This window comes from Microbacterium sp. MTN4-26 (assembly GCF_042846595.1).
Classification (GTDB): domain Bacteria; phylum Actinomycetota; class Actinomycetes; order Actinomycetales; family Microbacteriaceae; genus Microbacterium; species Microbacterium luteum.
This window is the reverse complement of record NZ_BTGO01000008.1, coordinates 152,712-167,412: the sequence shown is the minus strand read 5'-3', so window position 1 is coordinate 167,412 and position 14,701 is coordinate 152,712. Positions and strand designations below refer to the sequence as shown.

The 14,701-nt window shown below is 69.2% G+C and carries 12 protein-coding genes; 2 read left to right on the top strand and 10 right to left on the bottom strand.

Annotated elements, in window-relative coordinates; genetic code table 11:
• Positions 1 to 244: 244 nt before the first annotated feature.
• Positions 245 to 1,549: a tyrosine--tRNA ligase gene (tyrS, locus tag ACGG9C_RS09080; RefSeq protein WP_390178584.1), complete on the bottom strand. Its 1,305-nt coding sequence runs from the start codon at positions 1,547 to 1,549 to the stop codon at positions 245 to 247.
• A 107-nt stretch (positions 1,550 to 1,656) separates the two neighbouring features.
• Here tyrS and ACGG9C_RS09075 point away from each other — a divergent pair, with 107 nt between their 5' ends.
• Both ACGG9C_RS09075 and ACGG9C_RS09070 read left to right on the top strand, forming a co-directional pair.
• Positions 1,657 to 2,262 carry a DNA-binding protein gene (locus ACGG9C_RS09075; RefSeq protein WP_390178583.1) on the top strand — a complete coding sequence of 202 codons (606 nt, stop codon included), beginning with the start codon at positions 1,657 to 1,659 and terminating at the stop codon, positions 2,260 to 2,262.
• A 12-nt stretch (positions 2,263 to 2,274) separates the two neighbouring features.
• Positions 2,275 to 2,859, top strand: coding sequence for a hypothetical protein (locus tag ACGG9C_RS09070; RefSeq protein ID WP_286721178.1), 585 nt, complete (start codon positions 2,275 to 2,277; stop codon positions 2,857 to 2,859).
• Positions 2,860 to 2,874: 15 nt separating this feature from the next.
• Here the strand turns inward: ACGG9C_RS09070 and argH are convergent, their stop codons facing one another.
• The 9 genes from argH to pheS all read right to left on the bottom strand — a co-directional run bounded on the left by argH (position 2,875) and on the right by pheS (position 14,653).
• Positions 2,875 to 4,305 carry an argininosuccinate lyase gene (argH, locus tag ACGG9C_RS09065; protein WP_194383350.1) on the bottom strand — a complete coding sequence of 477 codons (1,431 nt, stop codon included), beginning with the start codon at positions 4,303 to 4,305 and terminating at the stop codon, positions 2,875 to 2,877.
• Positions 4,306 to 4,314: 9 nt separating this feature from the next.
• Positions 4,315 to 5,499, bottom strand: a complete 1,185-nt coding sequence (locus ACGG9C_RS09060) for a heparan-alpha-glucosaminide N-acetyltransferase domain-containing protein (RefSeq protein WP_194383351.1) — start codon at positions 5,497 to 5,499, stop codon at positions 4,315 to 4,317.
• A 20-nt stretch (positions 5,500 to 5,519) separates the two neighbouring features.
• Positions 5,520 to 6,443: an ornithine carbamoyltransferase gene (argF, locus tag ACGG9C_RS09055; RefSeq protein ID WP_390178582.1), complete on the bottom strand. Its 924-nt coding sequence runs from the start codon at positions 6,441 to 6,443 to the stop codon at positions 5,520 to 5,522.
• Complete coding sequence (locus ACGG9C_RS09050) at positions 6,440 to 7,693, bottom strand: acetylornithine transaminase (RefSeq protein ID WP_194383353.1); 1,254 nt, start codon at positions 7,691 to 7,693, stop codon at positions 6,440 to 6,442. Before ACGG9C_RS09050 ends, argF begins: the two co-directional genes overlap by 4 nt.
• Positions 7,690 to 8,589 (bottom strand): acetylglutamate kinase, encoded by a 900-nt coding sequence (gene argB, locus ACGG9C_RS09045; protein ID WP_071046088.1) that lies wholly within the window; start codon positions 8,587 to 8,589, stop codon positions 7,690 to 7,692. Before argB ends, ACGG9C_RS09050 begins: the two co-directional genes overlap by 4 nt.
• The gene (gene argJ, locus ACGG9C_RS09040; RefSeq protein WP_194383354.1) at positions 8,586 to 9,743 is read right to left on the bottom strand and encodes a bifunctional glutamate N-acetyltransferase/amino-acid acetyltransferase ArgJ; all 1,158 of its coding nucleotides are present in this window, start codon (positions 9,741 to 9,743) and stop codon (positions 8,586 to 8,588) included. Before argJ ends, argB begins: the two co-directional genes overlap by 4 nt.
• A complete protein-coding gene (argC, locus tag ACGG9C_RS09035; RefSeq protein ID WP_194383355.1) occupies positions 9,740 to 10,849 on the bottom strand; it encodes an N-acetyl-gamma-glutamyl-phosphate reductase in 1,110 nt (369 codons plus the stop codon). The genes argJ and argC overlap by 4 nt, the downstream gene beginning before the upstream one ends.
• A gap of 259 nt (positions 10,850 to 11,108) precedes the next feature.
• Positions 11,109 to 13,607, bottom strand: coding sequence for a phenylalanine--tRNA ligase subunit beta (gene pheT, locus ACGG9C_RS09030; protein ID WP_390178581.1), 2,499 nt, complete (start codon positions 13,605 to 13,607; stop codon positions 11,109 to 11,111).
• Positions 13,607 to 14,653, bottom strand: coding sequence for a phenylalanine--tRNA ligase subunit alpha (pheS, locus tag ACGG9C_RS09025; protein WP_194383357.1), 1,047 nt, complete (start codon positions 14,651 to 14,653; stop codon positions 13,607 to 13,609). The genes pheT and pheS overlap by 1 nt, the downstream gene beginning before the upstream one ends.
• Between the last annotated feature and the right edge of the window lie 48 nt (positions 14,654 to 14,701).

Below are 14,701 nucleotides of genomic sequence, written 5' to 3'. Positions count from 1 at the left end.
GCACCCAAACCCACACAACAGATCCGAAAGACCCAGGAAGATTCAGTGCCCGAAGGGCGAGACCCCCAATCCTAACGCTTCATACCGAAGTGCTTCAACCGTGAGGAGTTGGGGCGGTTCGCTGCTTGAGGGGGCGGGGCCTTCCGGCCGCTCCGCTCTCCCCTTTGGGGCGAACAACAAGAACACTACGTCCCCACCCACCCCCACGCAAAACCACACCACACCCCGGGCGTGTCGTGAGCGTTCAGGCCTCGATGAAGAGACCCGCGAGCGTCTTCTTGCCGCGACGCAGCACCGCCAGCCCGCCCGGCAGATCGCCGGAGACACCGGCTGAATCGTCGGCCACCTTGACGCCGTTCATCGCAACACCGCCCTGGGCGATGGCGCGACGCGCCTCCGACAGGCTGGAGACCAGTCCGGTCGCGACCAGCGCGTCGACGACGGGGCTGCCGGGCTCGACCGACGCGTGCGGCAACTCCCGAAGAGCCTGACGCAGGGCTACGGGGTCGAGTGCCGTCAGATCCCCCTTGCCGAAGAGCGCGTCCGACGCAGCGACCACCGCATCCGTGGTCTCGACACCGTGCACGAGCGCAGAAACCTCGAGTGCGAGTCGGCGCTGTGCGGCACGGCGGAACGGCTCCTTCTCGACGAGCTCCTCGTACTGTGCGATCTCTGCGCGGGTGAGGAACGTGAAGACCTTCAGACGTTCGATCACATCACGGTCATCGGTATTGAGCCAGAACTGGTAGAAGGCGTACGGGCTCGTGAGTTCTGCGTCGATCCAGATCGCGTTGCCCTCGCTCTTGCCGAACTTCGTCCCGTCGCTGTTCGTGATCAACGGCGTTCCGATCGCGTGCACGGAGACGCCCTCGACGCGATGGACCAGGTCGGTGCCGCTGGTGAGATTGCCCCACTGGTCACTGCCCCCGGTCTGCAGCAGGCAGCCGTACTGGCGGTAGAGCTCGAGGAAGTCCAGCCCCTGCAGGATCTGGTAGCTGAACTCGGTGTAGCTGATGCCGGCGTCGGAGTTCAGACGCGCGCTCACCGCATCCTTCTTGATCATCGTGCCGACGCGGTAGTGCTTGCCGATCTCGCGCAGGAAGTCGATGGCTGACAGCGGGGCCGTCCAGTCGAGATTGTTCACCATGCGCGCGGCATTCGCACCCTCGAAGCTCAGGTAGCGCTCGACCTGTGCCCGAAGCCTCTCGACCCACTCCGCGACGGTCTCGCGCGTGTTGAGCGTGCGCTCCGCGGTGGGACGAGGGTCTCCGATGAGCCCGGTCGAGCCACCGACGAGGCCGAGGGGACGGTGGCCGGCCAACTGAAGACGGCGCATGGTCAGCAGCTGCACGAGATGACCGAGATGGAGGCTCGGAGCAGTCGGGTCGAAGCCGCAGTAGTACGTGATCGGATCCCCGGCGAGCAGCGCGCGAAGCGCATCCTGATCGGTGGACACCTGCACGAGACCCCGCCACACCAGTTCGTCCCAGACGTTCTCGAACGTCGGGTCGTTCGTGGGGGTCACCGCTTTCACAACGGTTTCAGACACCGTGAAAGGCTATCAGCGAGCGTATCGGCTCCAGACTCACGTCCGGGACTCTTTAGCTTATAGACTATATATGATCTTGATTATGCTTTTTAGCTAAACTGCTTCGCATGTTCGTCCTGACGATCGACCAGCGAGACAGCCGCCGCGGCGCTGATCTCGTGCCCGCCGCCCTCGACGACCTCACCGAACTCGGGGGCGACGGCTGGGCGGCGAGACCCGAACGTACCGCGGGTGACGAGATGCAGATGGCGACGACCGACGCGGCGCTGGCGCTTCGTGTTCTCCTGACGAGCACGAGGAGCGGAGCCTGGAGCGTCGGCGTCGGCGTCGGCGCGGTGGAGGCGCCGCTCCCCCGCAGCGTGCGTGCCGGCCGGGGAGCGGCGTTCATCGCCGCTCGTGACGCGGTCGACCGCGCCAAGACCACGGCCCTGCGGTGTGCGGTCTCCGGCGGCGCCGCTGCCCAGGACGGCGAGGCCCTCGTGCACCTCCTCGTCGACGTGCGGGACCGGCGCAGCGACGAGGGATGGGAGGTCTACGACCTGCTCGCCGAGGGACTCACCCAGCGCGAGGCCGCCGAGCGGCTGGGCATCAGCGCCGGAGCAGTGAGCCTGCGGGCGAAGGCCGCTGCGCTCCGCCTCGAAGAAGCCGCTGTCCCCGCACTCGTCCACGTGTTGGAACGCGCCGACAGCAGCGCCGAGGACGAGCCCGCATGACAGACTGACGCCATGATGCTGCCGGAGTCGCTTGCGACCGCTACCGTATCGGCGGGCCTCCTGCTCGGCATGGCGATGGCGCTCATCGCCGTGATCGTGACGACGCGTCGCTCGTCGGCGGTGTTCGTCATGATCGCCGCGGCCATCGTCGCGGCGATGCTCATCACCGTCGTCGTCGTCCCGACCGACGTGCCGCTCCCGATCGCGCTGCCCCTCGCTCTCCTCGGCGCGTCGGTCGCCGTCGTCGGAGGAAATCCGCTGACTCGCGAGGTGCTCCGTCTCGCCACCAAGGGCACCGTCCGCGACGGCGAGCACGGCGGAATCCTTCTGCGTTCCGCACGGGAGGATGACGCCGCCGCGGTCCGCGAGGTGCTCCTCGGGGGGACGACGATCGGGTATCTGGAGCGCGTCGCGACGACACTCACGATTCTCGTCGGCTTTCCGGAAGGTCTCGCCGTCGTCGTCGCCCTCAAGGGCATCGGACGCTTCTCGGAACTCGCGTCTGCGGAGGCGCGGGAACGGTTCATCATCGGAACGCTCGCGAGCCTCGTGTGGGCGAGCGCCGTCGCGGCCACCGTGCGCCTCGCGATCTGGTAGGCCGCGCCGCGCGGGTCAGATTCCCAGGGCGTGAGCCGCGGTCTGCGAACGCTCGATGAGTTCCACGCGCTGCTCAGCGACCCGCACCGGCGCCGTGCCGCCGACCCCGAGGCGGCTGCCGACCGAACCCTCGACCGTCAGCACGTCGCGAACCTCCGGCGTCAGATGGGGCGAGACGGCGGCCAGCACCTCGTCCGAGGCCTCGTGCAGCTCGATCTCACGATCCTCGCACGCACGCACGAGGCTGCCCGAGATCTCATGCGCCTCGCGGAAGGGCACCCCCTGCTTGACGAGCCATTCCGCGACGTCGGTGGCCAGCGAGAAGCCGGCAGGGGCCAGTTCGGCCATCCGCGACGTATCGAAGCGCAGCGTGGCGACCATGCCCGCGAAAGCCGGCAGGACGAGCTCGAGGGTGGCGACCGAGTCGAAGACGGGCTCCTTGTCTTCCTGAAGGTCGCGGTTGTACGCGATCGGCAGCCCCTTGAGGGTCGCGAGCAGGCCGGTCAGATTGCCGATCAGGCGCCCAGACTTGCCGCGGGCCAACTCGGCGATGTCGGGGTTCTTCTTCTGGGGCATGATGCTCGACCCGGTCGAGTATCCGTCGTCGAGCGTCACGAATCCGAACTCGCGGGTGTTCCAGAGGATGATCTCCTCCGACAGCCTCGACAGATCGACGCCGATCATCGCCGCGATGAAAGCGAATTCCGCCACGACGTCACGGGACGACGTGCCGTCGAGGGAGTTCTCCGCCGGGCGCGCCAGGCCGAGTTCGTCGGCGACGAGCTGCGGGTCGAGCCCGAGCGTCGATCCGGCGAGCGCGCCGCCCCCGTACGGCGAGACGGAGGCGCGGACGGACCAGTCGCGCAGGCGCTCAAGATCGCGCACGAGAGGCCAGGCGTGCGCCTGGAGGTGATGCGCCAGCAGGACCGGCTGCGCGTGCTGAAGGTGTGTTCGCCCGGGCATGATGGCATCCGGGTGCGCCTCGGCCTGCGAAGTGAGCGCATCGATGACACGGAGGATGTCGCGCGCGATCGTGCGTGAGTGATCCAGCAGGTAAAGCCGCACGAGGGTGGCGATCTGGTCGTTGCGACTGCGACCGGCACGGAGCTTCCCGCCGAGGTGAGCACCGACCTCCGCGATCAGCGCCGCTTCGAGGGCGCCGTGCACATCTTCGTCGTGCGGAGCCGGAAGCAACGTGCCGTCGGCCACACGTCGAGCGAGAGCATCCAACCCCGCGTGCATCGCAACTTCCTCGTCCGCCGTGAGATACCCCGCAGCGGCGAGCGCCTTGGCGTGGGCATGGGAACCGGCGAGGTCATACGGCGCCATCGCCCAGTCGAAGTGGGTGGAACGGCTCAAGGCCTCCAGCTCGGGCGACGGACCCGTCGCGAAGCGTGCTCCCCAGAGGGCGCCCTCGTTCGTGCCTTCGGTCTTGCTCTCACTCACCGTGTCAGCCTAGCGAGGTCCGAGACGGGTCTCCGCCGCCGTGTCCGCACGACCGGGCACGAGCACTCGCGTGACCCGGTCGGTCGCCGCCTCCAGCGGTCCGCGTCCGATCGTCAGCGCCCAGACGGTCGCGGCGACGATCAGGACCGCCGTGATCGGCCAGAACGGGTCGAGGTCGCGGAAGCCCTGAAGGTCGGACGGATCCCCCAGGATCACCGCCGCTGCGATCGCCCAGATCACGAGCTGCGCGGTGTACGCACTCAGCGGCATCGCTCCGACGGCGCGCACGGGCAGGACGATCCACCCCGCCGGGCTCATCACGCTCCCCCGCCACCAGGGACCGCACACCAGCACGCACCCGCCGATGACGGCGAGCGCGAAACCTCCGGAACCGATGACCTCCAGCAGCCCGCTCGAATGCGGTCGAGCAGTCCACACCGCGCCGCCGAAGGAGGTCCACTCGTCGGCCGCGGCGAGCCCGCTCGCAGCATTCAGCCCGTAGCCGAGGGCAGCGAGAGCTCCGCCGGCGAGCACAGCGCCGACCTGGACGCTCCTGCGCTGCAGACCCGCGCGCGCGATGCCGAGGCCAGCCAGCACGAAGGCCATCCACACGGGGAACGGATACTGCCATCCGATCATGAGCGCGGCGGATTCGCCGATCGGCGTGCCCCAGAACGGGAGGGCATCCAGCAGGACCTGTGCGAACGGCATCACCACGGCGAGCACGGCTGCCAGGACGAGCACGACGCGGGCGGACAGGGTGAGAGCGGGCAGCGCGAGCAGGAACAGCACCGCATATGCCGGGAGGATGACGTAGACGGGCACGCCGGTTCCGATCAGGAGAACCCCGAGCACCCACAGCAGCGCTGCACGCAGCGCGATCCGGCGTCGTGCAACACCCATGGCTGCGCCGCGGGCCGGATGACGCCCTCCCGTCATGAGGCCGAGCGACACGCCGGCAAGCGTCGCGAAGAGAATCGATGACCGTCCGGCTGCGATGTTCGACCAGGTCGACGGATCGGCGAGGACCACGTCGTCCCCCAGCCAGAGCAGGTGCGCCGCCAGCATCCCGATGATCGCCAGCCCGCGGGCGAAGTCGAGGCCGGCGATGCGGCCCGCACCGTTCAGCTGGATCCCGTTGCGCGACAGGCGCGGACGAACCGCTCCGGTCGCATCCGATGCCGGATCGGTCACCTGTCCTCCATCCCGCCCCGTCAGCCCTGACGCAGAAGCCAGACCAGCAGGGCCTTCTGCGCGTGCAGGCGATTCTCCGCCTCGTCCCATACGACGCTCTGGGGGCCGTCGATCACCTCGGCGTCGACCTCGTATCCGCGATCGGCGGGAAGACAGTGGATGAAGATCGCATCGTCCTTCGCGAGGCGCATGAGTTCGGTGGTGACCTTGTACTCGCCCAGATCGTGCAGACGCGCGAGCTTCTCCTCCTCCTTGCCCATCGACACCCAGGTGTCGGTCACGACGACGTCGGCACCGGCCGCGGCCTCGTTCGCGTCGGTGTACAGCGTCACCGAACCACCGGTCTCCGCGGCGCGACGATCGGCGTCGGCGATCACATCGTCGCGCGGGGCGTAGTGCTCCGGGGATGCGACGCGCACGTGCATGCCGGCGGTGACGCCCGCGAGCACATACGAGTGCGCCATGTTGCTGCGACCGTCTCCGAAGAAGGCGAGCGTGAGACCGTCGAGATCTCCCTTGTGCTCGCGGATCGTCAGCAGATCGGCGAGCAGCTGACACGGGTGGAAGTCGTCGCTGAGCGCATTGACGACCGGCACCCGGGTTCCCGCGGCCATCTGCTCAAGTCCCGCCTGGGCGTACGTGCGCCAGACGATGGCGGCCACCTGTCGCTCGAGCACCCGGGCCGTGTCGGCGGGAGTCTCCTTGCCGCCGAGCTGGCTGCTTGCGGTCGAGATGATCAGGGGCGAGCCGCCGAGGTCGGCTATTCCCACCGCGAACGAGACCCTGGTGCGCGTGGACGACTTGTCGAAGATGACCGCGACCGTCTGCGGACCTTCGAGGGGCTTGAGCTTCCAGCGGTCCTTCTTCAACGCGACGGCGAGGTCGAGGATCTCGGTCTGCTCGTCCGTGGTCAGGTCGTCGTCGCGCAGCAGGTGGCGGGTCATGCGGGTACCTCCGTCGTGGCCGATTCATCGGCGTCCAGCAGAACGGACGTCTCCACCGTGGCGAGGGCGCGGGCGAACAGTCCGATGAAGTCATCGATCTCGACGTCGCCGATGTTCAGCGGCGGTGCGACGCGAACGGTCGACGGGTTCGCCGCGTTCACGATCAGGCCGTGCTCCTGCGCCGCGGCGACGACGGCACCGGCGACCGGATGCTTCAGGGCGACCCCGATCAGGAGTCCGCGGCCACGCGTTCCCGCGACGAGGGGCGAGCCGATGGCGGAGATCCGCTCGCGCAGCTGCGTGCCGCGCGTCGCGGCGTTCTCGACCAGGTCGGCCCGCTCGATCTCGCACAGCACCGCGAGGGAGACCGCGGTCCCGAGGGCGTTGCCACCGAAGGTCGACCCGTGGGTTCCCGGGTAGAAGAGCTCGCTGCTGTCGCCGAAGGTCACCAGAGCGCCGATCGGGAAGCCGCCTCCGATCCCCTTCGCGACGGTGATCGCGTCGGGGGTGATCCCGGCATGCTGGTAGCCGAACCACTCCCCCGTGCGGCCGGCACCGGTCTGGATCTCATCGACGATGAGAAGAGCACCGTGGCGAGCCGTGAGCTCGCGTGCGGCCGCCAGATATCCCTCCGGCAGGTCGACGACACCCGCCTCGCCCTGGATCGGCTCCACCACGAGCGCCGCGACGTCGTCACCCATCGCATGCTCGAGCGCTTCGATCGTCGGGGCGATGTGCTCGACGCCCGCCACCATGGGCAGGAACGGCTCCTGCATCGCGGGCTTCCCGGTGAGCGCGAGCGTTCCCATCGTGCGCCCGTGGAAGGCGTTCTCCAGGGTGAGGATGCGCAGCCGTGCGGGACGTCCATCTCGCGCCGCACCGTGGAGCCGCGCCAGCTTGAAGGCGGCCTCGTTCGCCTCCGCACCGGAATTGGCGAAGTAGACGCGTCCGCTCGGCCCGGTCCCCGCGAGATCCTTGAGCTTGGCGGCCAGGGCGAGCTGAGGCGGCGTGGCGAAGTAATTCGACACATGAGCGAGCGTCGCCGCCTGAGTGGCGACGGCATCCACGAAGACGGGATGCGCGTGCCCGAGGGAGTTGACGGCGATCCCCGCCAGGAAGTCGAGATATCGCGTACCGTGCTCGTCCCAGACGTACGCCCCCTCCCCTCGGACGAAGAGCGCGAAGCGATCTCCCGCGTTCCGGATCAGATCGCGTCCCGCGTCATCCCGCCACGTCGCCGTCCCGGTCATCCGTCCACCACCTCGGTTCCGATTCCCTTGTTCGTGAAGATCTCCACCAGCACCGAATGCGGCACCCGGCCGTCGATGATCGCCGCCGTCTCGACGCCGCCCTGCACTGCGTGCAGACACGCCGTCATCTTCGGGATCATCCCCGACTCGAGGGTGGGCAGCAGTTCGGTGAGCTCGGTCGAGGTCAGGTGCGACACGAGGGAGTCGCGGTTCGGCCAGTCGGCGTAGAGCCCGGCGACATCGGTGAGCACGACCAGCTTCGCCGCCCCGAGCGCCACGGCGAGGGCGGACGCTGCCGCATCCGCATTGACGTTGAGCGAATGCCCGGGGTTGTCGCTGTCCGGGGCGATGCTCGAGACCACCGGGATCCGGCCGGCCTCGAGCTGGTCGAGCACCGGCTGCGGGTCCACGCTCACCACGTCGCCGACGCGCCCGAGGTCGTGTTCCACCCCGTCGAGCATCACGCCGCGACGTCGCCCGGTGAACAGGCCCGCGTCCTCTCCGGACAGGCCGGTGGCGAGGGGCCCGTGGGCGTTGATCTTGGCCACCAGCTGAGGGTTGATCTGGCCGGTCAGCACCATCCGCACCACCGAGATCGCTTCGGTCGTCGTGACGCGATAGCCGCCCTTGAACTCGCTCGGGATCGCGAGGCGGTCGAGCATCGAGGAGATCTGCGGGCCTCCGCCGTGCACGATCACCGGCTTCACGCCGACGTAGCGCAGATAGGCGACGTCGGCGGCGAAGGCCTCCTGCAACTCGTCGGAGACCATGGCATTCCCGCCGTACTTGATGACCACCGTCTGGTCGCGGAAGCGCTGCAGCCACGGCAGCGACTCGATCATCGCCTCCACGCGCGCGCTGGCAGCGGTCGGGTCGGTGTCCTGGATGTCGGTCATGAGGAGTACGCGCTGTTCTCGTGGACGTAATCGTGGGTGAGGTCGTTGGTGTAGATCGTCGCGAAGGCGTCGCCGACCTTCAGATCGATCAGGACATGGGTGGCGCGCGGCGACAGGTCGACGTCTTCACGCGGCCGGTCGGGGCCGCCGGAGGTGCATACGCGCACACCGTTCATCGACACGTCCACGTCGTAGGGGTCGAACGCGGCATCGGTGGTGCCGATCGCGGCGAGCACGCGCCCCCAGTTCGGGTCCTTGCCGAAGACGGCGGCCTTGAACAGGTTGTTGCGAGCGACCGAGCGACCCACCTCGACGGCGTCGTCTTCGGAGACGGCACCGACGACCTCGATCGTGATGTCGTGGCTCGCCCCCTCCGCATCGGACTGCAGCTGGATCGCGAGGTCGGTGCACACGTCGATGAGCGCGGCGCGGAACGCATCGGGCTCCGGCGTGATCCCGGATGCGCCGCTCGCCATGAGGGTCACCTGGTCGTTGGTGGACATGCAGCCGTCGGAATCGAGCCGATCGAAGCTCACTCGGGTGGCCGCGCGCAGGTGCGCATCCGCCTCGGCCGGGGTCACGATGGCGTCGGTCGTCACGACGACGAGCATCGTCGCCAGGCCCGGTGCGAGCATCCCCGCCCCTTTCGCCATGGCACCGATCGTCCAGCCGTCGACGGAGCGGACCGACCGCTTCGCCCGCGAGTCCGTCGTCATGATCGCAAGCGCGGCGTCTTCTCCGCCGTCTGTGGACAGCGCGGCGATCGCCTTCTCGGTCCCTTCGAGCACTTTGCCGCGGAAGACGGCGTCGCCGGTGCCGATTAGCCCGGTCGAGCACACCACCACGTCGCCGGCGCCGATCTCGAGCAGTTCCGCGGCCTTCTCGGCGGTCTGATGCGTGGTCTGGAACCCGAAGCTGCCGGTGAAGCAGTTCGCCCCGCCGGAGTTGAGAACGATCGCCGCGATCGCCCCGTCCTTCACGACCTGCTCGGACCACAGGATCGGGTTGGCCTTCGCGCGATTGGACGTGAAGACGGCCGCGCCCGCGGTGAGCGGGCCACGATTGACGACCACCGCGACGTCCGGCTTGCCGGTGGACTTCAGACCGACCGCGACGCCGGCCGCTTCGAATCCCTGGGGGGCGGTGACGCTCACGGTGCCACTCCGTTCACGGTGAGGGCTCGGTCCTCGGGGAGTCCGAGCGCGATGTTCATGGACTGGACAGCGGCACCGGCGGTGCCCTTGACGAGGTTGTCCACCGCGGTGATGACCACCACGCGGTTGGCCGCGCGATCGACCGCGAGGCCGATCAGCGCCGTGTTCGCGCCGATGACATCGGCCGTGCGGGGGAAGGAGCCGGCGGGCAGCAGCTGGACGAAGGTCTCGTCCGCGTAGGCCTCTTCCCACGCGTCGCGGATCCGCGCATCCGTCACGCCCGGCGCGATCGGCGCCGTCGAGGTGGCGAGGATCCCGCGCGCCATCGGCACGAGGACGGGCGTGAAGGAGATGCCGACGGCGCGATCGTCGGAGATCGAGCCCGATGTCGGAGAATTCGGCGCGATCCCTCCGACATCAGCGCGATTCTCCGACATCGCCGCGGTCAGCGCCTGCCGGATCTCCGGGATGTGGCGGTGCGTGCCGCCGACGGCATACGGGTTCGCCGTGCCCAGGATCTCCGCCGCCAGCAGATTCGTCTTCATCGCCTTGCCCGCTCCCGACGGTCCGACGGCGAGCACGCTCACGATGTCGGACGGATCGATGACCCCGGCCGCGACACCCGGCGCGAGGCTCAGGCTCACGGTCGACGCGTTGCAGCCGGGTGCGGCGATGCGGGTCGCGTCGACGAGCCGGTCGCGCTGCTTTCCGCCGTCGACGATCAGCTCCGGCACGCCATAGGTCCACGGCTCATGGAAATCGCCCCCGTAGAAGGCGTTCCACGCATCCCTCGAGGCGAGTCGATGGTCAGCGCCCGCGTCGATCACCAGCGGCGTCTCCGCGAGCGCATCCGTGTACTGTCCCGACTGCCCATGGGGCAATGCCAGGACGACGACGTCATGCCCGGCGAGCACCTCGGGGGTCGTCTGCTGGATCGTCAGATGCGCCAGCGAGCGCAGGTGCGGCTGGTGCTGGACCAGAGGCTGCCCCGCGGTCGAATGCGCCGTCACGGTGCGGATCTCCACGTCGGGATGGGCGGCCAGGAGCCGGAGGATCTCACCGCCGGCATAGCCGGATGCGCCGGAGACGGCGACCGAATAGGTCATGCGTTCCACCTTAGTTTCGAAGGAGTCGGAGCCTGAAGGCGGCGACACCCGCCGGCCCAACCGGACCGCGTGCGGGGTCGCCTAGAGTCGGCGGCCGCGACGGAGCGAACCGAGGTGGCGTCGGTGCGACGCGGTGCCCGCGACGAGCACCGGGCCCGTGAGGGGCGCCGTCGGGACCGAGGCTGCCGGAAGCATGGGGCTGACGATAGTCGCAGCCTCGCGCGACCCGCAAATCGTGTCGCCGCGGCGGCATGCGGACTCAGTCGCGGATGACGGCGCCGTGACGGCGGCCTGCCATCGTCACTCCGGCGAGCTTCGCCTCGGTCGCCTCCGCCGCCGTCAGGGTGCGGTCGGCCGCCCGGAAGCGCATCGCGAAGGTCAGGCTCTTGCGTCCGTGCTCGATTCCCGCGCCCCGGTAGTCGTCGACGAGGTGGAGGTGCTCGAGAAGCTCCCCTGCCCCTTCCCTCAGCGCCGAGGCCACATCCGCCGCCGGCACATCGGCGGAGACGACGAGGGAGACATCCTGCGTGGCAGCGGGATACGTCGACAGCGACCCGACGACCACACGATCGCCCGCGAGTTCGAGCACGAGGTCGAGGTCGACCTCGGCGACCACCACACGGCCGGGCAGATCCGCGGCTGCGGCGACGTCCGGCAGCAGCTCGCCGACATAGCCGACGGTCTCCCCTCGCACGTCGAGCGTTCCGGTGCGTCCGGGATGCAACGCCGCGCGCGTTCCCTGCGTCACGCGGATGTCGACACCGGCCGCCAGCCCTACCGTTCGCACGGCGTCGAGGGCGTCGGCGAGGTCAGCGGCACGTGCCGGCTCCCCCGGCTGCTTGGCGATCAGAGAGCCGGTGAGCAGCACCGCGACGTGACGGCGCTGCGGCGGGATCGCGTCATCGAGTTCCGCGAGGGTCGCCGCCGACGGACGCACCGCGGGAGGCGGAACGTGCGGCGTGCCGTAGACCACCCCGGAACGAGGGAGGAAGACGGTCCCGGACTCGTAGAGCGCGAGGTCGGTGAGTCCGCGCGACACGTTCCGGTGCGCGACCTGCACGAGGCCCGGAACGAGCGAACGTCGCAGGAACGGCGCCTGACCGTCCAGCGGATTCGCCAGGCGGATGCTGGGCAGGTGCTCACCGCTCGCCGAGCCGTGCAGGTCGTTCTGCTCCTCTGTGGTGAAGGGGAAGGAGGGCGTCTCGACGTAGCCGGCCGCGGCGAGCGCGTTCGAGACGCGGCGACGACCGCGCTGCGCCCCCGTGAGGCCCCGGCCGGACGGCGGCACCGGCACCTCCGACGGGATCCGGTCGTACCCGGTGATCCGCGCGACCTCCTCGGCGAGCGTCCAGGTGTCGGTGAGGTCGGGACGCCACGTGGGCGCGACGACGGTCCACCCCTGCTCGGTGGCGGCGACGGCGCATCCGATCATCTCCAGCGAGGCGACGATCTCGTCGTCCGAGTACTCGACCCCGATGAGGCCCGCGACGAAGCCGCTCGGCAGGTCGATGGAGGTGCGGACCGGGTCCGAGCCGACCGCCCCGCCCACGCGCTCGTCGGTTCCGCCCGCGAGTTCGACCATGAGGTCCACCACCCGCTGGGCTGCCACATAGGGCAGGCCGGGGTCGACGCCGCGCTCGAAGCGACGCGACGCCTCGCTGGGAAGCTTGTGCCGTCGCGCCGTCCGCGCGATCGTGATCGGCTCGAACACGGCGGCCTCGACGAGAACGTTGCGCGTCGACGCACCCATCTCCGTCGTCCCGCCGCCCATGACGCCGGCGAGGCCGATGGGTCCGGACTCATCGGTGATGAGGAGGTCCTCGACATCGAGGTCACGCAGCTTGCCGTCGAGGGTCTGCAGCTTCTCCCCCGCTGTCGCACGGCGCACGGTGATGCCGCCGGTGAGCGCATCGAGGTCGTAGCCGTGGATCGGCGTGCCGAGCTCCAGCATCACGTAGTTGGTGATGTCGATGAGGATGCCGAGCGAACGCACTCCCGCAAGCGTCAGACGGGCGATCATCCACGACGGGGTGGGCTTGGTGGGGTCGACGTCGCGCACCACACGAGCGACGAATTCCGTCGCTCCCACGCGCCCCCGGATCGGTGCGCGGTCGTCGACGGCCACGGAGAACTCGTGTCGATCGATGCGCACGTCGGCGGCATCGCGTGCCGCCGGGTCGCGGAACACCGCGCCGGTCGCGTGCGAATACTCCCGCGCCACGCCGCGAAGGGACAGCGCGTAGCCGCGGTCGGGGGTGACGTTGATCTCCACGGCGACGTCGTCGAGGCCGAGCAGACCGATCGCGTCGGTGCCTGCGGGCGCGTCGATGCCGATCTCGACCAGGCGCAGGATGCCGTCGCTCTCCTCGCCGAGGCCGAGCTCCTTCGCCGACGCGATCATGCCGTCCGACACGTGACCGTAGGTCTTGCGCGCGGCGATCGGGAAGGGGCCAGGCAGGACGGATCCGGGGAGGGTCACGACGACCTTGTCACCGGCGAAGAAGTTGCCCGCACCGCACACGATCCCGCGCACGCCGTCGCCGACGTCGACCTGGCACCAGCGGATGGTCTTGCCGTTCTTCTGCGGCTCCTCGACGAACTCCAGCACCTCGCCGACGACGATGGGTCCGGAGAGCTCGAACCGATGCACGTCCTCCTCCTCGAACCCGACGGCGACCAGAGCCGCGAGAACGTCCTCGGGCGTGGACTCGGCGGCGACGTCGACGTACTCACGCAGCCATGACAGGGGGACGCGCATCAGACCACCATTCCGAACTGCTCGCTGAAGCGCACATCGCCCTCGGCCATGTCGCGCATGTCCTTCACGTCGCTGCGGAACATGAGGGTCCGCTCGAAGCCCATGCCGAAGGCGAAGCCCGAGTACTCCTCCGGGTCGATCCCGGCCGCACGCAGCACGTTCGGGTTGACCATTCCGCATCCCCCCCATTCGATCCATCGGGCGCCGCCGGTGAAGGTCGGGTGCCAGAGGTCGAACTCGGCGGACGGTTCGGTGAACGGGAAGTAGTTGGCGCGCATGCGCGTCTTGGCCTCACTGCCGAACAGCACGCGTGCGATGTGGTCGAGCGTTCCCTTGAGGTGCGCCATCGTGATGCCGCGGTCGATGACCAGTCCCTCGAACTGCGAGAAGACGGGAAGGTGCGTGGCATCGAACTCGTCGGCACGGTAGACGCGCCCCGGGGAGAGCACGTAGATCGGGATGTCGCGTTCGAGCATCGACCGCATCTGCACCGGGCTGGTGTGGGTTCGCATCACGAGGTGCCGCTCGAGGGGGTCGACGTAGAAGGAGTCCTGCATCTGCCGCGACGGGTGATCCGGTGCGATGTTCAGCGCGTCGAAGTTGAACCACTCGTGCTCGAGCTCGGGTCCTTCGGCGATCTCCCACCCCATGCCCACGAAGATGTCGGAGATCTCCTCCTGGAGCAGGGTCAGCGGATGGCGCGCGCCGATGCGCGCGCGATGCGCGAGGGCCGTGATGTCGACGCGCTCGGCCTCCAGGCGCGCCGCGGTCTCGGCTTCGACGATCTCGGTCTCTCGTGCGGCGAGCGCCTGCGAGACCTGTCCGCGAGCCTGACCGACGAGCTTGCCGAACTCCGCCTTCTTGTCCTTGGGCACATCGCGCATTCGTGCGTTCAGCCGCGCCAGGGGCGAGCCTTCGCCCGCGTGCGCGGCGCGCACCGCCTTCAGCTCTGCGGAGTCGGGAGCCTCGGCGATGGCGGACAGCGCGGCGGTCACCGCGGCCTCCACCGCCTCGGGGGTGATCTCGGGGGCAACCTCGTCGGACACGAGAGACGAGTCTACCGACGTGGCGCCTCACCCCCGACCCGCAGGACC

Bases quoted from the DNA above. Each gene is read 5' to 3' on its own strand.
- ACGG9C_RS09075 (WP_390178583.1), top strand. From the start codon at position 1,657: ATGTTCGTCCTGACGATCGACCAGCGAGACAGCCGCCGCGGCGCTGAT.
- ACGG9C_RS09070 (WP_286721178.1), top strand. From the start codon at position 2,275: ATGATGCTGCCGGAGTCGCTTGCGACCGCTACCGTATCGGCGGGCCTC.
- argF (WP_390178582.1), bottom strand. From the start codon at position 6,443: ATGACCCGCCACCTGCTGCGCGACGACGACCTGACCACGGACGAGCAG.
- ACGG9C_RS09050 (WP_194383353.1), bottom strand. From the start codon at position 7,693: ATGACCGGGACGGCGACGTGGCGGGATGACGCGGGACGCGATCTGATC.
- argB (WP_071046088.1), bottom strand. From the start codon at position 8,589: ATGACCGACATCCAGGACACCGACCCGACCGCTGCCAGCGCGCGCGTG.
- argC (WP_194383355.1), bottom strand. From the start codon at position 10,849: ATGACCTATTCGGTCGCCGTCTCCGGCGCATCCGGCTATGCCGGCGGT.
- pheT (WP_390178581.1), bottom strand. From the start codon at position 13,607: ATGCGCGTCCCCCTGTCATGGCTGCGTGAGTACGTCGACGTCGCCGCC.